The sequence below is a fragment of the Fictibacillus sp. 26RED30 genome, from assembly GCF_015903845.1.
Taxonomy (GTDB): domain Bacteria; phylum Bacillota; class Bacilli; order Bacillales; family Fictibacillaceae; genus Fictibacillus; species Fictibacillus phosphorivorans.
On the sequence record NZ_JACZDV010000001.1, the window covers coordinates 2,274,341 to 2,299,696 of the forward strand.

31 protein-coding genes and 1 riboswitch are annotated in these 25,356 nt (G+C 38.3%); of the genes, 10 read left to right on the forward strand and 21 right to left on the reverse strand.

Going from position 1 to position 25,356, the window contains the following annotated elements:
- Window positions 1-7 precede the first annotated feature (7 nt).
- Window positions 8-925: a CobW family GTP-binding protein gene (locus tag IHV11_RS11645; RefSeq protein WP_197194716.1), complete on the reverse strand. Its 918-nt coding sequence runs from the start codon at window positions 923-925 to the stop codon at window positions 8-10.
- A gap of 73 nt (window positions 926-998) precedes the next feature.
- A complete protein-coding gene (locus tag IHV11_RS11650; protein ID WP_231607455.1) occupies window positions 999-1,577 on the reverse strand; it encodes a thioredoxin family protein in 579 nt (192 codons plus the stop codon).
- A 424-nt stretch (window positions 1,578-2,001) separates the two neighbouring features.
- On the opposite strand from IHV11_RS11650, the gene IHV11_RS11655 reads away from it, so the two are divergent.
- Window positions 2,002-2,508: a cupin domain-containing protein gene (locus IHV11_RS11655; RefSeq protein ID WP_197127322.1), complete on the forward strand. Its 507-nt coding sequence runs from the start codon at window positions 2,002-2,004 to the stop codon at window positions 2,506-2,508.
- Between the two features lie 45 nt (window positions 2,509-2,553).
- Here IHV11_RS11655 and IHV11_RS11660 read toward each other — a convergent pair whose 3' ends face one another.
- The 4 genes from IHV11_RS11660 to IHV11_RS11675 form a co-directional block, all read right to left on the reverse strand.
- Window positions 2,554-3,657 carry an MBL fold metallo-hydrolase gene (locus tag IHV11_RS11660; protein ID WP_231620236.1) on the reverse strand — a complete coding sequence of 368 codons (1,104 nt, stop codon included), beginning with the start codon at window positions 3,655-3,657 and terminating at the stop codon, window positions 2,554-2,556.
- A gap of 243 nt (window positions 3,658-3,900) precedes the next feature.
- On the reverse strand, window positions 3,901-4,071 hold the full coding sequence (locus tag IHV11_RS11665; protein WP_197190479.1) for a hypothetical protein: 171 nt from the start codon (window positions 4,069-4,071) through the stop codon (window positions 3,901-3,903).
- 40 nt (window positions 4,072-4,111) lie between these two features.
- Window positions 4,112-5,116, reverse strand: coding sequence for a S8 family peptidase (locus IHV11_RS11670; RefSeq protein WP_197194717.1), 1,005 nt, complete (start codon window positions 5,114-5,116; stop codon window positions 4,112-4,114).
- 354 nt (window positions 5,117-5,470) lie between these two features.
- On the reverse strand, window positions 5,471-6,631 hold the full coding sequence (locus tag IHV11_RS11675) for a S8 family peptidase (RefSeq protein ID WP_197190481.1): 1,161 nt from the start codon (window positions 6,629-6,631) through the stop codon (window positions 5,471-5,473).
- 305 nt (window positions 6,632-6,936) lie between these two features.
- Between IHV11_RS11675 and IHV11_RS11680 the strand changes: the two genes are divergently transcribed.
- On the forward strand, window positions 6,937-7,431 hold the full coding sequence (locus IHV11_RS11680; RefSeq protein ID WP_197194718.1) for a peroxiredoxin family protein: 495 nt from the start codon (window positions 6,937-6,939) through the stop codon (window positions 7,429-7,431).
- Between the two features lie 73 nt (window positions 7,432-7,504).
- Here the strand turns inward: IHV11_RS11680 and IHV11_RS11685 are convergent, their stop codons facing one another.
- Window positions 7,505-7,957 (reverse strand): PaaI family thioesterase, encoded by a 453-nt coding sequence (locus tag IHV11_RS11685; protein WP_197194719.1) that lies wholly within the window; start codon window positions 7,955-7,957, stop codon window positions 7,505-7,507.
- A 136-nt stretch (window positions 7,958-8,093) separates the two neighbouring features.
- On the opposite strand from IHV11_RS11685, the gene IHV11_RS11690 reads away from it, so the two are divergent.
- The 4 genes from IHV11_RS11690 (at window position 8,094) to IHV11_RS11705 (ending at window position 11,315) form a co-directional block, all read left to right on the forward strand.
- Window positions 8,094-8,525 (forward strand): DUF4395 domain-containing protein, encoded by a 432-nt coding sequence (locus IHV11_RS11690; protein ID WP_197194720.1) that lies wholly within the window; start codon window positions 8,094-8,096, stop codon window positions 8,523-8,525.
- 305 nt (window positions 8,526-8,830) lie between these two features.
- Complete coding sequence (locus IHV11_RS11695) at window positions 8,831-9,559, forward strand: ABC transporter ATP-binding protein (protein ID WP_197194721.1); 729 nt, start codon at window positions 8,831-8,833, stop codon at window positions 9,557-9,559.
- On the forward strand, window positions 9,549-10,586 hold the full coding sequence (locus IHV11_RS11700) for an ABC transporter permease (RefSeq protein ID WP_197194722.1): 1,038 nt from the start codon (window positions 9,549-9,551) through the stop codon (window positions 10,584-10,586). Before IHV11_RS11695 ends, IHV11_RS11700 begins: the two co-directional genes overlap by 11 nt.
- A gap of 72 nt (window positions 10,587-10,658) precedes the next feature.
- On the forward strand, window positions 10,659-11,315 hold the full coding sequence (locus IHV11_RS11705) for a TetR/AcrR family transcriptional regulator (protein ID WP_197194723.1): 657 nt from the start codon (window positions 10,659-10,661) through the stop codon (window positions 11,313-11,315).
- 41 nt (window positions 11,316-11,356) lie between these two features.
- Here the strand turns inward: IHV11_RS11705 and IHV11_RS11710 are convergent, their stop codons facing one another.
- The 3 genes from IHV11_RS11710 to IHV11_RS11720 form a co-directional block, all read right to left on the reverse strand.
- Window positions 11,357-11,497: a hypothetical protein gene (locus tag IHV11_RS11710; protein ID WP_197127312.1), complete on the reverse strand. Its 141-nt coding sequence runs from the start codon at window positions 11,495-11,497 to the stop codon at window positions 11,357-11,359.
- An 81-nt stretch (window positions 11,498-11,578) separates the two neighbouring features.
- A complete protein-coding gene (locus IHV11_RS11715) occupies window positions 11,579-11,866 on the reverse strand; it encodes a hypothetical protein (protein ID WP_197194724.1) in 288 nt (95 codons plus the stop codon).
- On the reverse strand, window positions 11,863-12,297 hold the full coding sequence (locus IHV11_RS11720) for a VOC family protein (RefSeq protein WP_197194725.1): 435 nt from the start codon (window positions 12,295-12,297) through the stop codon (window positions 11,863-11,865). The genes IHV11_RS11715 and IHV11_RS11720 overlap by 4 nt, the downstream gene beginning before the upstream one ends.
- Window positions 12,298-12,436: 139 nt before the next feature.
- On the opposite strand from IHV11_RS11720, the gene IHV11_RS11725 reads away from it, so the two are divergent.
- Window positions 12,437-12,814 carry a glyoxalase superfamily protein gene (locus IHV11_RS11725; RefSeq protein WP_197194994.1) on the forward strand — a complete coding sequence of 126 codons (378 nt, stop codon included), beginning with the start codon at window positions 12,437-12,439 and terminating at the stop codon, window positions 12,812-12,814.
- A 58-nt stretch (window positions 12,815-12,872) separates the two neighbouring features.
- Here the strand turns inward: IHV11_RS11725 and IHV11_RS11730 are convergent, their stop codons facing one another.
- Complete coding sequence (locus IHV11_RS11730; protein WP_197194726.1) at window positions 12,873-14,033, reverse strand: acyl-CoA dehydrogenase family protein; 1,161 nt, start codon at window positions 14,031-14,033, stop codon at window positions 12,873-12,875.
- Window positions 14,034-14,349: 316 nt separating this feature from the next.
- Between IHV11_RS11730 and IHV11_RS11735 the strand changes: the two genes are divergently transcribed.
- From IHV11_RS11735 to IHV11_RS11745, 3 genes are all read left to right on the forward strand, one after another.
- On the forward strand, window positions 14,350-15,402 hold the full coding sequence (locus tag IHV11_RS11735) for a hypothetical protein (protein ID WP_197194727.1): 1,053 nt from the start codon (window positions 14,350-14,352) through the stop codon (window positions 15,400-15,402).
- A 70-nt stretch (window positions 15,403-15,472) separates the two neighbouring features.
- On the forward strand, window positions 15,473-16,156 hold the full coding sequence (locus tag IHV11_RS11740; protein ID WP_197194728.1) for a response regulator transcription factor: 684 nt from the start codon (window positions 15,473-15,475) through the stop codon (window positions 16,154-16,156).
- Window positions 16,143-17,555, forward strand: a complete 1,413-nt coding sequence (locus IHV11_RS11745; protein WP_197194729.1) for a sensor histidine kinase — start codon at window positions 16,143-16,145, stop codon at window positions 17,553-17,555. Before IHV11_RS11740 ends, IHV11_RS11745 begins: the two co-directional genes overlap by 14 nt.
- Window positions 17,556-17,674: 119 nt before the next feature.
- Here the strand turns inward: IHV11_RS11745 and IHV11_RS11750 are convergent, their stop codons facing one another.
- The 10 genes from IHV11_RS11750 to IHV11_RS11795 form a co-directional block, all read right to left on the reverse strand.
- Window positions 17,675-18,070 carry a CBS domain-containing protein gene (locus IHV11_RS11750; protein ID WP_197194730.1) on the reverse strand — a complete coding sequence of 132 codons (396 nt, stop codon included), beginning with the start codon at window positions 18,068-18,070 and terminating at the stop codon, window positions 17,675-17,677.
- Window positions 18,071-18,112: 42 nt separating this feature from the next.
- Entirely contained in the window at window positions 18,113-19,267 is a 1,155-nt protein-coding gene (kdpDN, locus tag IHV11_RS11755; protein WP_197127304.1) for a KdpD-like non-kinase potassium sensor, read from the reverse strand.
- 87 nt (window positions 19,268-19,354) lie between these two features.
- Window positions 19,355-19,906 carry a potassium-transporting ATPase subunit KdpC gene (gene kdpC / locus IHV11_RS11760; RefSeq protein ID WP_231620328.1) on the reverse strand — a complete coding sequence of 184 codons (552 nt, stop codon included), beginning with the start codon at window positions 19,904-19,906 and terminating at the stop codon, window positions 19,355-19,357.
- Window positions 19,907-19,997: 91 nt separating this feature from the next.
- Entirely contained in the window at window positions 19,998-22,010 is a 2,013-nt protein-coding gene (gene kdpB, locus IHV11_RS11765) for a potassium-transporting ATPase subunit KdpB (protein ID WP_197194995.1), read from the reverse strand.
- Window positions 22,011-22,136: 126 nt separating this feature from the next.
- The gene (gene kdpA, locus IHV11_RS11770) at window positions 22,137-23,801 is read right to left on the reverse strand and encodes a potassium-transporting ATPase subunit KdpA (RefSeq protein ID WP_370568672.1); all 1,665 of its coding nucleotides are present in this window, start codon (window positions 23,799-23,801) and stop codon (window positions 22,137-22,139) included.
- A 15-nt stretch (window positions 23,802-23,816) separates the two neighbouring features.
- Complete coding sequence (locus IHV11_RS21500; RefSeq protein WP_082861312.1) at window positions 23,817-23,897, reverse strand: potassium-transporting ATPase subunit F; 81 nt, start codon at window positions 23,895-23,897, stop codon at window positions 23,817-23,819.
- Window positions 23,894-24,001: a hypothetical protein gene (locus IHV11_RS11780; protein WP_156499132.1), complete on the reverse strand. Its 108-nt coding sequence runs from the start codon at window positions 23,999-24,001 to the stop codon at window positions 23,894-23,896. Before IHV11_RS11780 ends, IHV11_RS21500 begins: the two co-directional genes overlap by 4 nt.
- A gap of 23 nt (window positions 24,002-24,024) precedes the next feature.
- Complete coding sequence (locus IHV11_RS11785) at window positions 24,025-24,300, reverse strand: HPr family phosphocarrier protein (RefSeq protein ID WP_066392488.1); 276 nt, start codon at window positions 24,298-24,300, stop codon at window positions 24,025-24,027.
- A 77-nt stretch (window positions 24,301-24,377) separates the two neighbouring features.
- Window positions 24,378-24,515, reverse strand: coding sequence for a hypothetical protein (locus IHV11_RS11790; protein WP_197127301.1), 138 nt, complete (start codon window positions 24,513-24,515; stop codon window positions 24,378-24,380).
- Between the two features lie 24 nt (window positions 24,516-24,539).
- On the reverse strand, window positions 24,540-24,953 hold the full coding sequence (locus IHV11_RS11795) for a hypothetical protein (protein ID WP_197194733.1): 414 nt from the start codon (window positions 24,951-24,953) through the stop codon (window positions 24,540-24,542).
- Between the two features lie 230 nt (window positions 24,954-25,183).
- Window positions 25,184-25,334: riboswitch (cyclic di-AMP (ydaO/yuaA leader) on the reverse strand.
- Window positions 25,335-25,356 lie beyond the last annotated feature (22 nt).

The following is a 25,356-nucleotide window of genomic DNA, read 5'->3' on the forward strand; positions in this document are numbered from 1 at the left end:
TTTTTCTCTATTTACTTCTTACTTCAACTTCACTCAGCCCTCTTGTTAACTGATCAGAATCAAGATCTTCACCAATAAAAACAAGTCTTAGCGGCATCTTCATCAACTCTTTTTCATATGTAGGCAATCCATATGAGTACTGAAAGAGATAAATTTGATCTATAAATTGAATATACCCTTTAATTCTATAGATTGATGAAGGTACATTTCTGAGCCAGTGTTCAAACAACTCTTTATTCACAGGTGCTTCAAACCTATACATAAATGTTTTCACTTTTAGTTTTTCTGCTGACACAGATTGATGTTCTGATCGTTGCTTTACCGAAAGTGAAAAAAGTTGGGATAGTTCTACTTTTGCAAAATCTGTTAATACAAAAGGAGTTCCTTCATTCAACCTTGTTGAATCACTCGTAAGTTGCCTCTTCTGTTTCTCCGTCAAAGCGCTTGTTTTGTTCCACACGATGTAATCGGCGTGTTTGATCTGCTCCATCATGAGCATTTTCGCCTGAACATTCATTCCCTCACGATCCAACCATCGAGGCGCGTCCATGACTGAAATAATTCCTGATATCTGTAAATCGTCGATTAGATACGGTGACAAACAGGCATCAAGAACATCTATAGGATGAGCTACACCTGTTGCTTCAATGATCAAAGTATCCAGTTCATTTTCCTTACAAAGTCCCCAAAGCTGTTTTTCAAGCTGATCTGATAAAGAGCAGCATATACAGCCGTTGAGAAGTTCTTTTAGTGGCACATCTTCTGGAACACTATCAGAATCTATTGAAACTTTCCCGATCTCATTCATCAACACAGCCGTTTTATGATTATGTTCTTTTTCATACGCTAGCAGCCGTTTGAGTAACGTTGTTTTTCCGCTTCCTAAAAAGCCAGCGAGAATAATAACATTTGCTTTCTTTTTCATCGTACACCTCAAACTTAGTTCTTTTATATGGCATCAATTTCTTCATTTTAACACAAAACAAAAAACAGCCTATTTACAGGCTGTTAACATTAAGTTTAGCTAATAATTTTTTTATGATATCAAGGCTTACTTCTTCCCAAAGAGCATGGTCAGTCGTAAACAAACTAGAGATACGATCAGCAAATAGTTTAAATGCTTTTTCATATCGTGGATCTTCTTTAGAAGGTATCTTCTTTTTGCGTTCTTCGACGATCTGCTGCAATTTTGGTGCACGCGGCCCCCACTTTACAACCTCTTTGCCCTTTTCATCAATAAAGATGATGATGGGAATTGATTTTGCTTTTGCAGTTAAGTATCGATCCATTAATTCCGGATGCTGGTCGCGTAAGATAAAGCGGATATCTATAAGTGCTTCATCTGCCATGCGCATAAAAACAGGAAGATTCAACATCGCATCGCCACACCAATCTTCGGTAATAACGATCGCTCTCAACCGGTTTTTTTGGATGCCTTGCAACGCATCTTTCATAGGTTCAGGCAGTACGAATGAATTATATATCGTAAGCAAGTTTTCCTTGTGCGTTTTCATTGAATGGATATATGCATAGCGTGTCATGCCTTTATCGAACCATGTATTGAGGTCAGTCATCATCCTGTGTTCCTCCCTGTTTATCTTGTATTCTTATTTTAACCAAACAAGGGGGAGTTGTGGCAACGAAAACGCCTTAAATTTATTTTTTTGGTTCTTTTAACCTGCTCTCAGCTTTTTCTGGAGTTGGGAAACAGCGAATAAAAGCAGGTATCTCTCATTCGGCGTTAACCGGAGCCAGTCCTTCGCTTTGTACTTCATACTGATTTCCACCTTTCACTAGCATTTATCATACTGTAACTATCTAATACCTCTTTTCACATAAAAGAAAACTTTTTTTAACACATAAGTTTTCGTCATTTATTGAGGAATTTCGCATTATTGCTCTTATTTTCTTTTTTCTCCTATAATTTTTTCCGAAAGAAGACGGGTTTCTTTTCATAAAAATAAGGGAATGGATACTAAAACAGGGGAGGGGTTATATGGTATGAAAATGCTTAGCGAAGATGTCAAAACTTTATTCTTTACAGACGATGGGAAGATTCCGAATCATCCTTCCTGGCCAGTTTTGCTATACGTAGGTAAATTAAAAGAGCCACAGGATGCATTAGACGTTTTTGAACAAAACGGCTGGACAAATGGTTGGAAGAACGGTGTTTTTGATTATCATCATTATCATAGCAATACACATGAAGTTCTCGGAGTTATGAGCGGCGAGGCTGTCCTTCTTCTTGGAGGAGAGGATGGCGTGTCAGTTACTGTTTCAAAAGGGGATGTCATCGTACTCCCTGCTGGTACTGGACATAAGTGTATCGGTAGCAGCACGGATTTCAAAGTAGCTGGAGCTTACCCAAACGGTATGGAGCACAACTTAAAAAAGGGTGAACCTGCTGATCGACCTGCTGTATTAGATGATATTATGCTCGTACCTTTACCTGATAAAGATCCTCTTTTTGGAAGTGATGGTCCTCTGATGGAATTGTGGAAAAGTTAATGAATACATGCAGAGAGTGCCCTCCAAAGTGAAGAGCACTCTTTTTTATAAATTTGAATTCTCTCTCCACCACTTGGAGCTAGATCGTAACTCTGAGCCAATCGTTACTGTCTCACCAATCTGAGGTGTACATATTTTAACATTCATTTTTGTTGCAGCATTTACAGCTCTTTCAACAGGGTCTGTCCAATCGTGCAAAGATAGTGTAAAAGCTCCCCAATGGATTGGAATCATGACTGTGCCTCTTACGTCAATGTGTGCTTGTACTGTTTCTTCAGGCATCATATGTATCGCAGCCCACTTCTCATGATATTGTCCACATTCCATTAAAGAGAGATCAAATGGTCCATATTGATCTCCAATCTCTTTAAAGTGTGGCCCATATCCACTGTCTCCACTAAAATAAATGTTAGATTGCTTTCCTTGAATAATCCAAGAACACCATAGAGTTGAGTTACGGTCAGTTATGCTTCTTCCTGAAAAATGGCGTGCTGGCGCACAGATTAATGAAATTTCACCGACTTTTATTTCATCCCACCAATTACATTCCTTTATACGTTCTGGTTCCACTCTCCACCTCTTTAAATGTCCAGCAACACCAAGCGGGACAACAAACTGTTTCACTTTATGTTTGAGTTGTTTGATGGTTTCATAATCCAGATGGTCATAATGATCATGTGACAAAACCACTAGATCCACTTGGGGAAGTTCTTCAATTTTAAAAGGCAGTTCTTTGCTATAACGTTTGTTTCCAAACCAGGGAACCGGGGATGGCGCGGAGCCGAACATAGGATCGATAAGTATGCGTTTTTTTTTCATCTCTATCAATAATGCAGAATGTCCAAACCAAGTTACCCTTGTTTCATGATTTGCTTTTTCAGGTAACTGAAACGACTGTATAGGAATTGCTTTCTTAGGCTGACGATTCGGGCTTCCACTTAAAAATTCTTTTAATACAGGGAGCATAGAGCGTAGGTCGGAAGTCATCACTGTTTCTATCTGATTGGTAAAAATACCTTTTTGATAGTGTTCAACTGGTTCATAGGTGCTCCTATCATGTTTTGAAGGTTTCTTTCCAAAAACAGGATGAAACATCATAAATAAAAATACAGCAGCTACAATTACAAGTAGAATGCCTAATAAAAGCATAGTTACGTTCCTCTCTATTTTACAGTAGTGCTCATATATTACTCCTTTTCAAATCATAGAAGCAACTTTCCAGTACTTTTTCTCCCTATGAAAAGCGAACAACCTGGAGCAGAAATCAACTACTTTCAAAGAGCATCAATAAATACGAACACATTCTTCTGAGTACTTAAAAAAACGACAAAAAAGCTAATCCATGTGAAAATACCTCATCTCACTGAATCAGCTTTTATTCCATCTATTCATTTAAGCACTTTCCTTTTCCTTTTTCTTTACTGCTTTCTTTCGCTTTCTTTTCTTTTTCTTTTGAAGCTCTTCTTCTTTTGCCCGATTCTTTGCTCGTCTGCTTATCTCTTCATAGATTCTAATGCAAAGTGTCGCAAAGCTGATCAGCAACGCAATAATTTTGTACGCCATCCCCATACACGCCCTTTCTTCCTAAGAAACGGGGCAAACTTTATGATTCTGACTCTTTCGCTGCAGCCGTTTCAATAGGAGTTCTCATCGCTCTTAAATTCTCCTGATCGCAAACTGCTTTTTCTTGTGCATTTAAAACTAGCAATCCATTTCCTTCTGCTTTCTTTGTTAATCCGATACTTAACGTATTTTTTACCAATTGAGCGTAAACCTCCGCTTCTGAAAGTTCACGGCCAAACAATTTTTCTTCTCGTTCAATCAGTAATGCAGCTGCTCCCGATACATGAGGCGTCGCCATCGAAGTTCCGGACAACTTGGCGTATTTATTTCCTGGATAAGTAGAAACCACATCTACGCCTGGAGCAACAAGGTCAATCTCATCATTCGTGTTCGAGAATGGAGCAAGTTTCATTTTCGCATCTACTGCACCAACTTGTACTACTTCTTTGTACGCCCCAGGATAAGCGTGCTCATTCGTATTCTCTTTGTTATCCCCTTCGTTACCTGCAGCACATACCACAAGCACATCTTCCAATACTGCTTGCTGAATCGCTTCGTGTAACTCAGGTACATCCGTCGGTCCACCAAGAGACATCGAGATCACACGTACTCTTTCTCCGTTTTCTCCTCTCCATCTGACTGAGTAATCAATAGCATCGATGATTCCTTGATATGATCCACCGCCATCTTTACCAAGAACTCTACAGATCAAGAGTTTCACATCTGGAGCCACACCAGCTACACCGGCATTGTTTAAAGTAGCTGCAATCGTACCTGCAACATGTGTTCCGTGATAGTGGGCATCTTGATAATCTTCTTCATTCCCATCAACAAAATTCCGTCCATCAATGACCCTTTCAGCAAGTTCCGGATGGCTCGTGTCACAACCTGTATCTAGTACGGCAACAACCACACTCTTTCCTTTTTCACCTTCACGCCAAAAAGCTGGTGCATTGATCATCTCGACTCCGTATGGAATCTCTTCTTTTGATTCTTCTATGACTTCTTCTAACACAAACGGGATTAAGCAAACTTCACTCATCATCTTTACCTCCTTTTTATTTAAAAAGAATGTTTTGTAAAGAAAGTGACGCTAGGAAATACAAGTGGAATTTCTGAACCTCCCTTCTTATAGAATGTAATACACGTAAGAAAAAAGATTCTTGTTGAGGATTTATATTACTATTCTACCAAATTGTTAAAAGTTACCACAAGTCCTGTATTTAAAATGAGCTAATAAGTCTACATCGACATTTTACGCAATGCGAACATATGTCCTTATCCTTAAATTCCAACACAATTCGACAAGAATTGCTAGTTCTATTAAACTATGGCAAACAAAAAACTTCCAAGGCTAGAACAAATCTAGCCTTGGAAGTTTGAAAGTATAAATAAAAGATTAGTAGCGTACTGCGTCTGCTGCGTTTACACGGCCTTTAGAGTAGTAAGATCCTGTTCCTGAGATTGGATCTGCAGTGTTCTCGATTGCAGCACGGATATTAGAAGCACTTCTTCCTTGTGAAGCAAGTAAGCCTGCAACACCAGCTACTAGAGGACAAGCCATGGATGTACCAGACATGTAAGCATATCCTCCATTACGTACAGTAGAAGCGATGTCTACACCAGGAGCAGCAACGTCAACCCAAGATCCATAGTTAGAGAAAGAAGCACGAAGGTCATTGCGGTCAGTTGCAGCTACTGCAATGGCACCCGAATAGTATGCTGGGTAGCTAGGTGCTGAAGTGTTTTCGTTACCTGCTGCGGCAACTACAACTACTCCTTTAGAGACCGCATAGTTTACTGCGTTTTGTAATGACGTTGCAGATCCAGGTCCGCCAAGACTTAGTGAAACTACTTTTGCTCCGTTATCTACAGCATGGTAGATTCCGTTCGCAACATCATCAAGAGATCCGCTTCCGTTCGCATCAAGTACACGCACAGCATAGATAGATACGTTTGGTGCCATACCTGCGATACCTCTAGCGTTATTCGTTGCAGCTGCTGCGATACCAGCAGCATGTGTTCCGTGGTCGTTCTGATCCATTGGATCCCAATCATCACTTACATAGTCATACCCTTTAATGACTTTTCCAGCTAGATCAGGGTGATTGTAATCAACACCTGTATCAATGATTGCTATTTTTGTAGTAGATGAACCGCGTGTGATGTCCCAAGCTGATTGAGCACTTACTTTTTGAGGTGCATATTGTACTCCGTTTGAGAAATACGTGTCATTTGGAGTCCAGCTCGCATGGTATGTATAGTTTGGCTCTGCATACTCTACATCTCCACTCGCTTCATATTCTGCAATGGCTGCATCTACGTTTCCGTCTTTTACTTTGATTACATGAAACTTAGAGCCTTTTTCTTTAACTTCATCTTTTCCTTTTACTGCTAGAGACTTTACTTTTGACTCTGACACGCTGTCTTTAAATTTTACGATAATTTCTTGAGGTGTAACCTTTGCTTTCACCTCTGTGCTTTTTGCAGCTGCCGCTGGTGTTGCAAGTGAAACTACTAATGGTAAAACCGCTGCCATCGTGGCAATCTTCTTAATCATTTACTTCACTCCTCTAATTTGGTGTTGAACTACAATTTCTAATATAGAGCCCAATTTACAGAAAATAAAGAAGAATTTTACTATTCTAACAAAAACAAATATAAACTACTAATTTTTAAAAGTTTTAACTTAAAATAGGAATAAAGTCATTAATTAGACTCTTATTTTATTACTTCTTTCCTCATCTAGACGTAGCTATGACCTAGTATGAAGAGTGATTTTTTTAGAATTAAAAAGCTTAAGAGTTTAAAATTTTCTGCAAGAGGAATACCTAAAGAAGAAACTTATTTTGGAGGGATGTTCACATGTTACAAACAGGAGACACTGCACCTGACTTTACTATTAAATCCGAAACCGGAGAATCTTTCTCCTTTTACAATCACCTTGAAAAAGATGATCGTTTTCACTTACTTGTCTTCTTCCGTGGTGAATGGTGCCCGGTATGTAATGATCAATTGAAAGAGTTAGAGCAAAATATTGATACATTCAAAGAATTGAATACTCACATCATCGCGATTTCTACTGATGAAGAACAAAACCTAAAGAAGATGAAGGACAAACATTCCCTTTCTTTTCCTGTTTTCAGTGATACAGAGCGTGTGGCGGGAGAAATATATGGGGTTCAATACCATAACGGAAAATTATATGACGATCATGGTGAACATGGAGAACCAGCGTTATTTTTAGTTGATGATCAAAAACGAGTTGTCTATTTTGATATTCAAACAGGACCTTTCGGACGACCAACAGCAGAAGATTTAAGAAAGACAATAAAATATATTAAAAAAACGTTAAGATAATATAAGAAAACGACGAAGCGAGGCAGTACCAACCTCACTTCGTCGTTTGTTGTTTTCAGGTTTGTGAATCCACTTACCCTTCTTCTGTCCCTACAAAATATTCATTCTTCCGATAAGATAGAGCACTCACATGAGCAACAAGCTCTTTATCGTTCTCCACTCTCACTTCATACCAAGAAGTTCTATGATTACGTTTAATCTCTATAGCTCTTGCTGTAATTTTATCACCACTTTGACATGCAGCGAGATATCCAATATTTACAGAAAGTCCTACTGATGTTTTTCCATAGGAATTACATGCTACAGCAAAGACAAAGTCAGCAATAGCAAATAATGCAGCACCATGTGCTGTACCATGAGCATTGAGCATATTTTCAGAAATTGTCATTTGTGCTACTGCCGTTCCTGGTCCAACCTCTACTAATTCAATACCTAACCACTCTGCAAAAGTATCATTCTTTAGCTTTTCCTCAATCTCCTTCGCATACTGAAAATGCACATCACGATCGTTTCTTTTTATCTTCATTATTCTCACCTCGCTATAAGACATTCTTGTTATAACAAACAATCCCCTTCTTTCATTAATAAGGATTAACACTTCACATTACTGACGAATACATTTACAATAAGATAACTAAACCTATGAGAAAGGTCGGATTTCCATGTCCCACTCCTCCATTTCAATTCCAAGACCTTTAGTGCGAACAAATCAGTGGTTCATTTTTTTATCAACGCTAGCAACATGGCTTTCTGGTCAAACTTGGTTTTTGTTGCTGCCTTTAATCGCTGGACTTCTTGGTATGTTGTTCGATTACAATCCTATAATGAGAGCTGCTAAATTATTCTTGAAAAAGAAACCTTCTGAATACATTCCAGAAGATAAAGATCAGCAACAGTTTAATCAATTGATTGCGATCTCACTCCTTACTGTAGGATTTTTAAGTCATTTAATGGGATGGAGTACTATAGCTTGGATTGCTACTATAATGGTTGCAACAGCTTCGTTCGTAGCCATACTTGGCTTTTGTATCGGGTGCTTTATCAGGTTCAGATGGCAGCAATATCGTTACAAAAAAGCTCAAGACTCTAACTAAAGCATAAAAAAGAACCATTCCCTTTACCTGTGAATGGTTCTTTCCAATTTTATCGCTTCAAATACAAAGCTTTGTCTAAATCCTATCGAGATAACGACTCCCTTACTCCCTGGAAAATCAAATCTTAAGTGTTCCTATTTTTCTAAATGTATACCTTTTTCAGTTAACAGTAATTTGATTACAATTTTTTCTACTATAACCTCACATGAAAATGAGTGAGTACTCACTTGACGATTTAAATCCTACCGCGTATGATATTTATAAATGAGTGATTACTCACTTTAAATTTTGGAGGTGGTTTCCATATGCAAACCGTAATTCAAGTGAAAAATGTTTCTAAAAATTATCGATCTCATCATGTGTTACAGAACATTGATTTAACGGTGAACAAAAATGAAATCTATGGATTGCTCGGTCCATCAGGTGCTGGAAAAACAACACTTGTTAAGATGATTGCAGGGATCGAAACCCCAACAACTGGCAGTATAAGTGTTCTTGATTCGGATATGCCAAAACTTAACACCATGACACAAATTGGATTTATGGCTCAATCTGATGCCCTTTATGGAGAATTAAGCGGAAAGGAAAATCTTGAATTCTTCTCCTCTATTTATGGTTTAAAGGGACAAAAACAAAAAGAACGGATCGATCAGGCATCAGACCTCGTAAACCTTACAAACTTCCTGCAAAAACCCGTTAATCAATATTCCGGGGGCATGAAACGGAGATTATCTTTAGCTGCTGCACTCTTGCATGACCCTAAGATCCTCATTCTAGATGAACCTACTGTAGGAATCGATCCAGTTCTCAGGCAATCTATATGGGATGAACTGTATAAGCTAAGCAAGAGTGGTACAACGATCTTAGTCACAACACATGTAATGGATGAAGCAGAAAAATGCAACCAGCTGGGAATGCTTCGTGATGGAAAGCTAATTGCATCTGGTTCACCAAGAGAACTAAAGGATAACACTTCAAGCACTTCAATCGAAGAAGCATTTCTTTATTATGGAGGTGTTAATCATGCGAATTAAGGCACTAGTGATCCGGATAATCAGACAATTCGTGCGGGACAAACGTACACTCGCGATGATGTTCATTGCCCCTCTTCTAATCTTAACGCTTGTGAACCTCGTTTTTTCAAGCAATGACTATGAACCAAAGATAGGCGTTGTCAGTGATCAACAAATGGTGGTAGACAAACTGAAATTATCAGATAAAGCTTTCATAGTTTATCAAAAGCGTTCAGAAGCTCATCAAGACTTATCAGAAGAAAAACTTGATGCCGTACTTGAAGTCGAACTTCCCTCAACTACTATTACTCTAGAAGGAAGCAATCCGACAGCAAACAAGGCTTCTATTATGATGATTGAAAAGACATTGAAAACAATGCCGGATCAAGACACAGAAAAAATAAAATTAAATCCGGAGATTCATTATTTGCATGGTTCAGCTGATATGGAAACTTTCGACTATATCGGTCCATTTTTAATAGGATTTTTTATTTTCTTTTTCGTTTTTTTAATTTCAGGGGTTTCATTTCTACGCGAAAGAACGACTGGAACACTTGAACGGCTGCTCGCTACTCCGATGCGTCGATGGGAAATGGTAGTTGGATATGTTTTAGGCTTTGGCATTTTCACGATTCTACAATCAGCCATTATTGTTTCGTTTGCCATCTATGTTCTCGATATTATGATGGCTGGGTCTCTTTGGTTAGTAATTTTGATTACACTTATGCTTGCTATAACGGCCCTCACACTCGGAACATTACTTTCTGCTTTTGCAACGAACGAACTGCAGATGATTCAATTCATCCCGCTCGTCGTGGTACCGCAAGTGTTTTTCTCTGGTTTATTTACCATTGAAACAATGGCAGATTGGCTTCAGCCCTTGAGCTATATTATGCCTTTAACATACGGAGGAGAAGCGATTAGGGATATAATGATTCAAGGTGACGGTTGGGGAGATATTTACGGAAACGTGCTAGTGCTCCTTGGGTTCTCTCTTTTATTTATGATATTAAACGTGCTCGCTTTGAAAAAACACCGCAGACTATAAGTTAAGCGTTTGTACTGCCTGACTTTAGTGTCTATAATAAAGAAAATGTACGTTTTAAAAGGAGTAGCTTTAATGTCCAATTCAGAGTGGATCAACGACCTAATTAACGACCACGATGTCCCAACTATGAGTGATAAACAGCGAAAAATCTTAGAAGCAGCCATCGATACATTCTCAGAAAAGGGATATGCCGCTTCTTCTACGAGTGAGATTGCCAAAAAAGCTGGAGTTGCTGAAGGCACGATTTTTCGTCATTTTAAAACGAAGAAAGAGCTGTTGCTTGCTATTGTTACACCAACAGTAGCAAAATTTGTAGCTCCCTTCTTCATCAAGTCCTTCACTAAAGAGGTATTTGAAAACGAATATGAACATTATGAAGATTTTATAAGAGTGATTGCTAAAAACAGGCTTGAATTCGTTCGGAAGCAATTTCCTGTATTAAAAATTTTTATTCAAGAGATTGCTTTTCACGATGAATTACGCGAGCCTTTTCAAAAGCTTTTCACTGAACATGTTTATCAAAAATTCAAGAAAACCATCGAGCACTTCCAAGAAAAAGGGGAGATTGTTCCCCTTCCTCCGGAAACGATTATGCGCATGACTGCATCAAGTATCATAGGCTATATCCTGCCACGCTTTCTTCTCTTCTCTGATAAAGAATGGGATGATGAAAAAGAAATTGATCAAATCGTGGCGTTTATTATGTATGGTCTTACAGGAAAAAGATAACGTAAAAACAGAACCCGCTTTCTAAGGAAACGGGTTCTGTTTTATTCTACTAGTATTTGAGGTTCGGGGGTAAAGTGAGAAAGTTGAACATTAGGATCAGTTGTTGTCGGTGACATTACCTTAGCAGCGGGACTAATAGCAATGAGCAAACAAATGATGACAAATATATTCACTTTCTTCATACACTCACCTCCCACTCTTCACTTTAAATCTTCATTTATCCTCGAGATTCATAATATACATTACCCAATATTCTCACAGTCTCAAGCCTGTTTTTTTGGTGTGATCGGTTTTAGTGTGCTTTTTTCACTTAATAGAATGACGAACAAGCAAACAGCAAGAATTAAAAATATAATGCCAGAACCCATAAAACCATTTGAATAGGATGGTATATCTACCGTTGGAACCCTCTCGTTGATTTCTATTCCTAAAAAGTACACACCAATGCCGTCTCCGTCGACCTGGGTTTCAGCAACCTCCCTTAGATTTAGTCCATAGGTTAACAATAAGATACCTAATATAGAAAAAAAGATACCTATTAACCACCTCATCTTTCAATCTCTGAAACAGTTTCTTTCCGTAAAGTTTTATACTTTGGACTCAGGACACTCCAAACATCAAAACAATTTCCATCAGGATCGAAAAAAACGAAATTCTCACCGTTATGTCCACGATCTTCAATATCTCCTGTTTGTATGCCCTGAGTTCTAAATTCAGCATGCAAGTTATACAGTGCTTCCTTTCCGTCTACTTCAAATGTTAATGAAAATCTTTTTTCCCCTTTGTAGTCTGTAAAGTTTGAAGTCTCATCTTTTAATGACCTCACTAGAAAAAAACTTTGGTCTGCTAGATCTAGTATGGCTTTTTCCTCATCACAATAGTTGATCGTTGCACCAAGCTCTTCAGCGTACCATTTAGCTGAATGATCAACATGCAAAACAGGCACATAGGTCGTACCTACACGGATTAGTTTTTTATTCAAGGATATCTCCTCCTCATAAAATAGATTTATAATATAAAAAATTCTTCTATTAAAAGAAAAATCCTCCTAGAAAACAAGGGAACTCGTCATGCGTAGCAGAAATAGTCTTATAACAAAATACTTGGAGAGTGATTACTTCATGAATCATTATCAATTTAAAAATACAATCCCTGTCCTTCGAATATTTGATGAAGATAAGGCAAGAGAATTCTACTTTGATTTCCTTGGATTTTCATTAGATTGGGAACATCGTTACGAAGAAGATTTCCCCATCTATATGCAGGTTTCTCTAGGGGATTGCTCTTTACACCTATCTGAACATCATGGTGATTCGAGCCCTGGAATAAAAGTAAGGATACATGTTGAAGGAATCGAAGCCTACCATCAATTTTTGGCAGAAAAAAAGTATAAGTATGCTAGACCTGGACTAGAAGAGGCACATGGCTTTAAAGAAGTTAGAGTAGGGGATCCGTTCGGTAACGAATTTTGTTTTGTAGAACGGATTGAATCACTGTAATATGTTTTCAGAAAACGAGAAAAAAGACACCTCGAGTTAAAACTCCAGGTGCCTTTTTTCATTTATCTAACGCTCTTTTGGCTAGCGTACTAATAACCATATCATCCATCGGAGGATTATGAAGCCCTGCTCTAACATCCCGGTAATGTCGTTGTAGGGGGTTTGACATAGCTAGACTTCTTGCTCCAACAATCCTCATAGCGAGATCAACCACCTTTGCAGCCGCATTCGTTACAACGTGCTTCACTGCCATCAATTCTGGACCCATTTGCATTCTGCGATGAGGTTCATTTACCCATCTTAGAGCAACACTGTATAATAGCTCTCTAGCATGAAAAAGCTCAAGCTCCATCTCCCCCACCTTTCGTTGCACTTCTGGTACTTCTCCGATTGGTCCTCTCAGACTATTGGGTTTGTACGTTTTTGCAAAGTGAACGGCTTCATTGCGAGCTGCAACCGCAACGCCAATGTAACACGCTGGTATATGAAGCAGCCACGCTTTTGGCAATTCGCTTTTGCCTCGTTCTTGTTCGACTAAAGCATTGTTTTCAACTTTTACATCCTTCATGATAAGATCATCACTTCGAGTTCCACGCATCGCTACAGTGTCCCACGTTTCTTCAATTGATACACCTTCGGATTTCATAGAGATCATGAAATTCCCTTTCTTACCCGTATCTCCTACCTGTGCCGAAACAATTGCATAATCAAGGGCTGGGGCCATAGAAGTGAAGGTTTTCCTACCATTAATAATCCACTTATCATCACTTTGAAATGCTGTTGTTTGTGGCATTCCTCCACGAGTAGGACTTCCTGTTGCTGGCTCCGTTGCTGCACGGTTCACTAAAACTCGATCATGCACTACCTTTTCACAAAGCATCTTAAATATTGCATCATCCCAAGTTCGCTCTTCTGCGAGTTCTAAAAAACAGCCAAGGTGCCAACCGAGACACAAAGCAGTAGCTGCATCACCAGTCGCAATTTTCTCTTGTAATAGAACAAACTCGTACAAACTTAATCCTTCTCCACCAAACTCAGTCGGAATAGTTAATGATAGGTACCCCGCTTCTTTTAACTCTTTTATATTTTCAAATGGAAATTCACTTTTTTGGTCATATGTGTCCGCTCTCTTAGCAAATCCACCAGCAAGAGCATCAATCTTATCAAACCATTCTTGCTGTTTCTTTGTTTGTATATATCTTTCATATAAATAATCCATACGACGACAATCCTTTCTTTACAAATCAGAACACTATGTTTTTTAAAAATAGTGTATGCCCTTTACATAAAAAACGGCAAGGTATTAGTCTCATAATTCCCCTTTGACATCTTACTGACACATTAAACCTTCATAATCACTATATGAAATAGCTTATTTTAGAAGAATATATGAGCTTAATTGAATGTTGAGTAGATTTTATAAATTTTTTTATATTTTTACTACGCCTGACATGATGCTGACACGTTCAATGGTTACATTATTGGTACAAGGAAAGAAACACAACACTTTAGAAACTTAGTAGGAGGAACATTCAATGAAAAAGAAAGTAATCGGATTTACAATTGCAGGTGCATTACTAGTTGGTGGTTATGCTACAACATCTCTTGCAGCAGATAATGATCGTTTTAGTTCGAATTCAGTTTCAGAAAAATGGGAGATGAAAGACAAAGGGTTTGGCCACGAACATTTCAGAGGTTTACTTAAAGGAAACTCAGAAGAATTAATCAAAAAAGCCAAAGAACTTGGAATTGCTACAAGTGGGAAAGATGCTGAAACGCTCATGAAGGAAATTCGTGACGCAAAAATCAAAAAGGAAGCAAAGGAATTAGGCATTAAGACTTCTGGTAAAGAGATTGATACACTCGTTGAAGAAGTAAAGCTAGCTAAACTAAAAGAAAAAGCTAAAGAACTTGGAATCTCTACCACAAAGAAAGATGCCGAAGTTCTTCGCGATGAAATTCATATGGCAAAGATTAAGAAGGAAGCAAAAAAACTAGGTATTGCAACTGATGGAAAAGATGAACAAACATTAAGACAAGAAATCAAACAAGCCACTCTAAATAAAAAAGCAAAAGAGCTTGGCATCTCTACTGATGGCAAAGAGCAAAAAGTGCTTCAACAGGAAGTGTTGACTGCTTCGATTAAAAAAGAAGCTAAATCATTAGGTATTACTGTGGACGGAAAAGATATTCGTGAAGTTGCTCAAGAAGTTACACGTGCAAAAGTAAAAGCTGATGCTAAGAAGCTTAGCATCACGATTGACGGAAAAACTATTCCAGAAATTGCTTCAGAAATCAAAAAGAAAAAGATAGAAAATTTAGCAAAAGAATTAGGAATTTCAACAAAAAATCAATCAACAAAAGAACTAATTGAAGCTATTGAAAAGAAGGATCCAAATAAACTAGAAGCATTAAAAGATGAAGGCTTTTTCCCTCTGATGGGTAAAGGTTACGGAGGCTTTGGACCAGGTGGTCACTCTACTAAACATCATAAAAAAGGACAGCGTTTTGAAGGTGAAGCACCTCCGTCAAACAATAAGATGCAACCACAGATGAATGAGCAGGCCGAATTCGGAAACGATATGTAAAGTCTATGATCCCCAGTCTATAAAACTGGGGATTTTTACAGTATAGTATGGGTTAACAGGAGGTATGAACATGAAAAGTATATTGCTAGTAGAAGATGAAGTAACCATATCAAGAGTATTAACTGTCTATTTAAAACACGAAAACTTTGATGTTGTTCAAGCATTTGACGGTAAGACCGCACTTCAACAGTTCAAAGAAACTTCCTTTAACCTAGTATTGCTTGATGTAATGCTTCCCGATCAGGATGGGTGGTTAATCCTTCAAGAGATTCGTCGAAATAGTTCATGCCCTGTTATCATGCTCACAGCCTTAGGAGACATCGATTATCGCTTGAAAGGATTAAATCAAGGAGCAGATGACTACATAGCAAAGCCCTTTATCGGCGAAGAAGTTATTGCGAGAGTTCATGCAGTCCTTCGTCGATCTACGAATGTACTAGAAACCGAGAACACAAAACAATATGGAAGTCTGAGCATCAACTTCGACTCTCATTCTGTAAAAATAAATGGTGAGCCTATCATTCTAACACCAAAAGACACCTCCTTATTGCTCTTTTTGGCCAATCATCCAAACCGCACCTACACAAGAGAGATATTAATTGAACAAATATGGGGCTTAGATTATTATGGCAGCGAACGTGCTGTAGACTTATCGATCAAACGTGTTCGTCAAGCACTTGCTGCATGGCCAGACACACAAGGAGAAATCCGAACACTTAGAGGACTGGGGTATCAATTCTGTGTATACGAATAAAAAAGACAGAACAACTTTATTAAAGTATTGGACCACCCGATATGTCCTCACCCTCTTTATTGGTCTTGTAATCTTAGGTTTATGTTCTTTGTGGTGGATACGGCATACGGCTTTAGAAAATCGTTTAACACTCATGGAATACATGGCAGCTGATACAGCGGATCGTATCGAATCCGGAGACAGAAAGAATGATTTAGGTCGGTTCAATCGTAAACTAGATGATCGCGCAGAACTATTGCAGATGGAAAAGCCACCTGAACTATATATTACGGATTTGAATGGTAACATTCTTAATCTAAAATCTATAAAAAAGGGTCCAGATGCAAATAAACCTACATTAAAATTGAATGCTATCCCGGTTGAAATAGTAAACAGTGAAAAAACAACTAACAAATTTAAAGTGAATGGCAAGTCTGCCTATGCAGTAAAAAAACCTTTAATATACGCTGGAGTCCAAGCAGGTTGGGTAATTATCATACAATCTGCCTCAAACCTCTCAGATGTGGATCAAGGTTATCGTCTTCCTATCTTCCTATTGATAAGCCTTGGTCTTCTCGGATGGTTGATCATCTATATTCTATTAAAAAAGATTCTAAAACCCATCCAAGATGTGGCACATGCTGCTTCTCAGATTAAAGATGAAAATTACGACATTCAATTAGCTACAGATGCTAAAGAACAAGAAATTTATGATCTTTTAACTTCCTTTGAACAGATGAGTACGAAGTTGAAGCATTTAGAAAAGCTCCGAGCAGAATTACTGGCAGGAGTTACACATGACTTAAAAACACCTGTTACGTCCATTAGTGGTCTCGTGCAAGCTGTGAAAGACGGGATTGTTTCAGGAGATGAAAAAGAAGAATTTCTGCAGATTACAATGAAGGAAATTTATAGATTGCAAAGGATGATTGAAGATTTATTAGATTATAACTCTCTTTCCGCCGGAGCTTTTACGATGCGTAATGAAACATGCAACATGAACGAGCTTGTTCAAGATATCGTTCACCAATGGAGTATGACCAAGAACAAAGAAGTTATGTGTAAGACTATTGTTCCAGAAAGCTTCATATATAGAGAAGTTGATCCACTTCGTTTACAGCAGATCATCATTAACCTCTTAAACAATGCTTATCAAGCTTTAGGAGATGAAAAAATGATCAGCGTTGTCTTGTACGAAAATACGATTGAAGTGACAGACACAGGGTCAGGGATTCCCGAAAATGAACAGCCCTATATTTTTGAACGGTTTTTTCGTGGTGAAAAGAAAAAGTTAAAAGTGCGTGGGCTTGGCCTTGGACTACCATTTAGTAAAATGCTAGCAAAAGCGTTAGGTGCAGAACTAGTTCTTAAAAAAAGTTCCACTGCAGGAAGCACTTTTTTAATAGAATGGAAAAAATAAGTATTATACATTTACAAGAACACATGTTCGTGTTATGATTATTTCAGGTTAGGTCAACCAACAGCCTACCTCCCCACCAGTGAGACCGGCCTACCCAGCCGGTCATTTTTTCATAAATCTTATACCTTACTCAAATAATGAATGATGTCCATTCTACGTATGATACCGATAAATACTTCGTTGTCATCCACAACTGGTACGAAGTTTTGAACTGCAACAAGCGACATTAAGTCTTCCATCTCAGCATCAATATGAACAGGCTGATAGTCCCTGTTTACCATTATGTCCTTAATATAATGATGCTCACTATTTTGAAAAGAAAGACCTTCTGTGTTTTTAATTTTCCATAAAAGGTCACCCTCTGTGATCGTTTTTATATAATGTCCCTTTTCATCAATTACAGGTACAGCGGTGTATCTGTGATACTCCATCTTTTCCATAGCCTGGCGAATGGTTGATTTTGCATGTAAACAGATCACTTCTTTCTTTGGAAGAAGAAAGAATGCAATATTCATAACTTGTAAATCCCCTCTTGATTGAAATTTTATTCGTATTAATTATGACTGTTCTTCAGAAACGATGTGTATGTCTATGTTTTTTGAATTTCTCATTATACTGTTAACAATAGAACCCTTTGTAATCTCTTCCCATCTCGTTCTTGCAGATTGGCCTAAAATAATCTGAGTGATATGATGTTCTTTTGCGACATCTGTAATAACTTGTGGTATTTTTCTTTGTCTGGATCTTTCTAGAATAAATTTAGCGTTAAATTCTACAGCAAGTTTTTTCCAGCCTCTGATTCTTTTTCGCTGTTCTTGAGAAATGTTCCCTCTGTGATCGATCAACACATTTAAAACATATAATTCTGCATTTAAACGATTGGCTATTCGCCAGCCTCTTCGGATCAGCTTTTCTGCACTTGGACCATATTGTACACAGACTAAAATTTTTTCTGCCACACCTGTTGGACCACTATCGGTAAAGACGATATCGGATTTTAAGAGCTTTTCATCTACATCATCTGCAATTTCACGGAGAGATAATTCACGCAGTGCACCTAAATTGTTCTTAGTAAAAAAGTTGTTCAATGCCTGGTCTATTTTTTCCTGCGCATAAATTTTACCTTCTATTAAACGTTGCCTCAGCATTTCTGGTGTCACGTCAATTAAGATTACTTCATGTGCAATATCCAGAATCCTGTCAGGTATTCGTTCGCGAACTGCTACACCTGTAATATGCTGAACAATATCATGAACACTTTCAATATGTTGGATGTTTACTGCTGATACAACATTAATTCCGGCATCAAGTATTTCTTCCACATCCATGTATCGCTTTTTGTTTTTAGAACCTGGAACATTGGTATGGGCCAATTCATCAATTATGACCACATCTGGTCGGCGTTCAATGATCTTTTCTATATTTAACTCTTCTAGTTTTTTATCTTTGTATTCAATGATTTTTTTAGGTATGATTTCAAGATCTTTAATTCTTTCTGCTGTTTCTTTTCTACCATGGGTTTCAATTAAGCCGATTACGATATCGACTCCTTGTTTTTTTAAATCATGAGCTTCTAAAAGGATTCTATACGATTTACCTACACCTGGTGCTGCTCCAACGAATAGCTTTAACTTTCCCTTTTCATCTTGATAGATTTCCTGCAGAAATTCTTCAGGCGTTTTCCTTTTAAGTTGAGGGTATTTGTCATACATTTACGCACCTCGTTATCATCATCATCGACTACAAACCAATAAGCAAGAGCCTTTACCCTAAGTTTAGAGTAAAGGCTTTGTCTTCTACTATTGTAACAATTTCTCTAAAGCAATATTAAGTGTCAGTACATTCACGCGAGTTTCACCAAACAGACCAAGCTCTCTTCCTTGAGTATTTTCTTTAATCAATTTTTTAAGTTTTTCTTTATTTATTCCTGTTGCTTCTGCAATTCTTGGAACCTGTACAGCTGCAGCCTCAGGAGTAATATGCGGATCAAGTCCGGATCCGGAGTTTGTGATTAAATCAACCGGAAGCTCGTTAACAGGTACAGCTGGGTTAGCCTTTTCCCATGCAGCTATGCTTTCTTTCATTCGTTTCATCATATCTTCATTTGAAGGTGCATAGTTTGGACTTCCAGAACCAGCCGCGTCGTACTCGATACTGGAAACACGCCCGCTGAAGTATTCGGGTTTCGTAAACGTTTGACCAATAAGTTCAGAACCTATTACTTCTTTATCTTCATTATAGATTAGGCTTCCATCCGCTTGCTTCGGCATAACGACTTGTGCAATTCCTGTGACAACAACAGGATATACAAGACCGCATATCACCATTAAAGCAAGGGAAAGGCGAAGCATCTTAACGATATTGTTAAAGATAAATACTTTTTCATTATGTTGATTTAATGAATGTGATTGCATATCAATCAATTCCTTTCTTTTCTAACGGTTACACGAACAAGTGAACAATCAGATCAATCAATTTTATTCCGATAAAAGGTACGATTACACCACCGAAACCATAGATTAAGAGGTTACGTTTCAATAATGCATTTGAACTCATCGGTTTGTAAGCTACTCCTCTCATAGCCAGAGGAATGAGCAATGGAATAATAATCGCATTAAAGATTAACGCAGACAGTATGGCCGACATCGGTGAGCCAAGCTTCATGACATTGAGTACTTCCATCTCAGGAATCGCCAGCATGAACATCGCTGGGATGATGGCAAAATACTTCGCAATATCATTCGCGATACTGAATGTTGTTAACGCACCACGAGTCATTAGCAATTGTTTCCCAATGGAAACCACTTCAATAATTTTCGTCGGATCGGAATCCAAGTCTACCATGTTGGCAGCTTCTTTCGCTGCAGTCGTTCCACTGTTCATGGCAAGCCCTACATCCGCTTGTGCAAGTGCTGGTGCATCATTCGTTCCATCACCAGTCATCGCAACCAATTTCCCTTCTGCTTGTTCACGCTTAATTACAGCGATTTTATCTTCCGGTTTACTTTCAGCAATAAAGTCATCCACGCCGGCTTCTCTTGCTATTGTTTTAGCCGTTAACGGGTTATCACCTGTACACATGATCGTTTTGATTCCCATTTTTCGTAACTGTTCAAAACGTTCTTTCATTCCAGGCTTTACGGTATCTTTTAAATAAATCAGTCCGTATATATGCTGATCCACAGCTACTGCCAGCGGCGTTCCACCTTCAGATGCAATTCGGTTTCCTTTTTCTTCAAGGTCATGTGGCACTTCTCCACCAGTTGCAAGTACCCAGTTTTTAATTGCGTCTACCGCTCCTTTTCGTACTTTTTTTCCATCTTTTAAGTCGATTCCGCTCATTCGCGTTTCGGCTTTAAACTCAATAAATTCTCCATCTTCACCAAGAGATTGATCAAACGATAAGTGTTCTTTTTTCATGAGTTCCAAAACGGATTTACCTTCTGGTGTATCGTCTTTTAATGAACTGATGGCAGCCCATTCCCCAACTGATTTTTTCGTATCGAATCCTACTGGTACAAATTCGCTTGCCATACGGTTACCGAATGTAATCGTCCCCGTTTTATCTAGGATGATCGTATTGATGTCACCTGCAGCTTCAACCGCTTTACCAGACATAGCGATTACATTAAATCTCGTAACACGGTCCATTCCAGCAATACCGATCGCGGATAAAAGTCCACCGATTGTTGTCGGAATCAAACAAACGAGTAATGCGATTAAGACCGGTACTGGTATGTCAAAACCTAGATACTTTGTAAAGAATGGAAGTGTTACAACTACAATCATAAAAACAAGTGTCAAACTCGTTAAAACAGTACTTAACGCAATTTCATTCGGTGTTTTTTGACGCTTCGCTCCTTCTACGAGGGAGATCATGCGATCAAGGAATGATTCTCCTGGATCTGCTGTAATTCGTACTTTAATTTCATCACTTACTACACGTGTTCCTCCTGTTACGGAGTTAAAGTCACCGCCAGCTTCTTTAATTACAGGAGCTGATTCTCCTGTAATCGCCGACTCATCAACAGAGGCAAGACCAGATATGACTTCACCGTCTCCTGGAATCATTTCACCTTGTTTTACAATAACGATGTTTCCTTTACGAAGATCAGCTGATGAAACTGTTTTGTGTTTACCGTTTTCCAGCACAAGGTTTGCATAAACTTCTTTTTTCGTTTTCTTTAATGAATCAGCCTGAGCTTTCCCTCTTCCTTCAGCTATTGCTTCAGCGAAATTTGCAAACAGGAGGGTTACAAACAGAATGAAGGTTACAGCAATATTGAAACCAACTTGAGTTTGATCTCCAAAAAAGGTTAATAATAATGTAATTACAAAACCAATTTCAACAACAAACATGATCGGATTTTTAATCATTACCCTTGAATCTAGTTTAATAAAAGATTCCTTTATCGCCTGATTCACGATTTCTTTATTCATCATTGTTTTATTCATTTGTACTTCCTCACGATTCTTTTTCATAGGTCCGTTCCCACCTTTTTGGGGAGGAACGTACTGAGATAATTCTTTTTTGGTCCTTAAGCCTTGAGCACCCATTATTTTTTCACCTCTCTACAGCATCTATAATGTTAAATATTCGGCAATCGGGCCTAATACCAATACTGGGAAGAATGTTAAAGCCCCAACAATAAATACAGCCCCAATAAACACACCTGCAAATAGCCCGTTATCTGTTCTGAACGTTCCGATCGTTTCTGGAACGGTTCGTTTTACAGCCAATGATCCTGCAACCGCAAGCATCGTTACAATGGAAAAGAATCTTCCAAGATACATAACGATTCCGGTAGAAATATTCCAGAAGTTTGTCGCATCTCCTAATCCTTCAAAACCAGAGCCGTTATTTGCTGCTGAAGAGGTATATTCATAGATTACTTGTGAAATACCATGAAAACCTGAGTTCGAAATGGCCTCATGTCCGAGTGGTGTAAAGAAAGCTACAGCAGATGCTCCTAAAATAAGGAACGGGTGGATTAACAACGTCGCTGCAATCAGCTTCATTTCTTTCCCTTCAATCTTTTTACCTAGAAATTCCGGGGTACGCCCCACCATTAATCCAGATAAGAAAACACCAATAATCGCATACATTAAGACGTTGACAAAGCCTGCCCCTACACCGCCATAAACGGTATTTAACATCATATTGGATAATGTAACTAATCCGCCAAGCGGAGTCAGTGTATCGTGCATCGTATTAACAGCCCCCGTTTCTGAAGCCGTTGTAACAACCGAGTAAAGTGAAGACTGAGCGACACCAAATCGTACTTCCTTTCCTTCCATGCTTCCTTGATCATGTTGCACACCTAGAGCATTGATTGCTTGGTTTCCCTGATATTCCGCACTCAGGGAGATGCCAAGGAACATAATAAACATCATCGTCATGGAAACGAAAAGAATACGTCCCTGCTTTGGATTTCCAACCATCTTTCCGTACGTAAACGGTAATGCCATCGGTAATAGTAGCATCAATAAGATTTGAATAAAGTTGCTCGGTCCGTTCGGATTTTCAAACGGATGCGCTGAGTTAACTCCGAAAAACCCACCGCCGTTATTTCCTAATTCTTTTATGGATAGGAACGAACCAACTGGTCCAACTGCTATGTTTTGTTTTCCACCTTCAACTGTAGTGACTGTAACCGTTGGATCTAATGTCTGCGGTACTCCAAGTGCAACGAAAATGAGTCCTGTTACAAAAGCGATCGGTAGTAACACACGAATGATACCCCTAACCATATCCACAAAAAAGTTTCCTAAAGACTTGCCAGATAGCCCACGAATGAATGCGATTGCTACTGCTAATGCTGTAGCTGGTGCAACAAACATCATGAAAAGAATGCCAATCATTTGTGAAAGATAGGATAAACCACTTTCACCACTGTAATGCTGCAGATTCGTATTCGTCATAAAACTTACTGCTGTGTTAAACGCAAGACTTGGATCCATGTTTGCTATCTTACTCGGATTCAGAGGCAAACTGCCTTGAAAACGGAAGATTAAGTAAACTAATAGAATCATAATCGCATTGATCACGATTACTGATGAAGCATAAACTTTCCAAGATTGATTTTTATTTTTCATTCCACTAATGGAATAAATCAGATTTTCGAAAGGATAAAAGAGTTTGTTCTTATTCGAATAATTGAACGAGTTCGCTAAATAAATTCCTACTGGTTTTGCAAGTAAAAGAGCTATAAGTAGAGTTATAGCTATAGAGAGTAAACTGACTATCAACGGAAAAACCTCCTAAAATTTCTCTGGATTCAATAATACGTAAAGAAGATACACCGTTGTTAAAACGGCTACTCCAAACATGACAGTCATCATTTATTTACACTTCCTTCATCAACAACACTTGATGACCATTTTGCTAGACCCATCATTAAGACTGGCATTCCTACCATCAATAAAACCATCATCACATCTAACATTTTTACACCTTCTTTTTATTAGTTCATTGTTCTAAGTAACCATTCAGCATTAGAGATAAATTTTTGATAGCCTCTTGAGCATCACAACCTTCTATTCTAAGTGTGATCGGTTCGTTTTGATTTCTTGAATAGTGTGACAAAAAGAATAGATTAACGGATAGTAAGCCTTTCGCATTAATCTGTATGCCTTGATAAAAGAATAGAATCTCACTTTCGAAAGAACCAGCAGCATTGACAAATTCATTGATCTGTCCGATCGACAACCTTTTTGGCAATAAAACAACTGACTCTGTCCCCATGTTTTCACCCTGCCTATCACTGGTATGGATTTACAGAGGGAACATCTTATCTTTGATGGGTTCCCTCCTGTAATGGTTTAACCTTTACTTCTAAGCGTGTCTTGTATGATCCATTTTGAGAGACTATGTTGAATCACACTTGCATAATAAGCATTCAATTGATCTCTTTTTGCTTTTAACAAAATCTGTTCAATTTCGTTTGGACTTAATCTCATAAATGAATTCCTCCGCTCTTTTTTTTATGAAGAAAGTAAGAATTGAATATTTCCGGTTTTGTTATAGATTACGTAATCGGCACCTAACTCCTTATAAACTCTGGAAATATACCGTGTGTCTGATTTGATAACATAAACAGGTATGTTATAAATGCTGCGAATGAGTTCAATCGTTTGGCAGCATTCTAAAAATCCAGATTCAACAACAATGATTTTTTGAACAAAAGGACCTACCATCTCGATAACTTTACGCTTGTCACCATAATTCATAACATATACATGTTGAAACCCAACTTGTGAGAGTCTATCTGCTTCTTCTCGGTTAGGAACACAGAGAACAAGAGATTGATAGTCTTCACACAATCTTAGTTTTGAAATAAATACATCTGAAACTAGATCAGGAAACATAATGAGCACGTTCCCAGATGATTTCTCCATCGTTCCACCCTCCATCTCGTAAAGAAATAGGCTGAATTCTAGCCTCTCATGTCAGCCTTAATTGCGCTTATACTATCGTCTTAAACTTGTTGCTACGTCGAAAACCATCGTGCCGACAAGTTATACTTTTAGATAGTGAAAAAAAGGCAACAAAAAAGAAGCCTGCGGAAGAGGAACTCTTCTCGCGGCTTCTACGCATACTTGAATAAGCGTGTGAATACACGAAATTTGTTGCCTCTCTCTGTACGCTTACGGAGTTAGCTGACGGATTCGGGCTTGAGAGTAGCCCTACTCGATCTCTCGAGATTCACCCCATGCAGACGCAATGGCCTGCGATTGGTTCCCCCGCTCCCTAAATTAGGAATTAAGCGATAAAGACGCATGATATAATAATCATAATTTG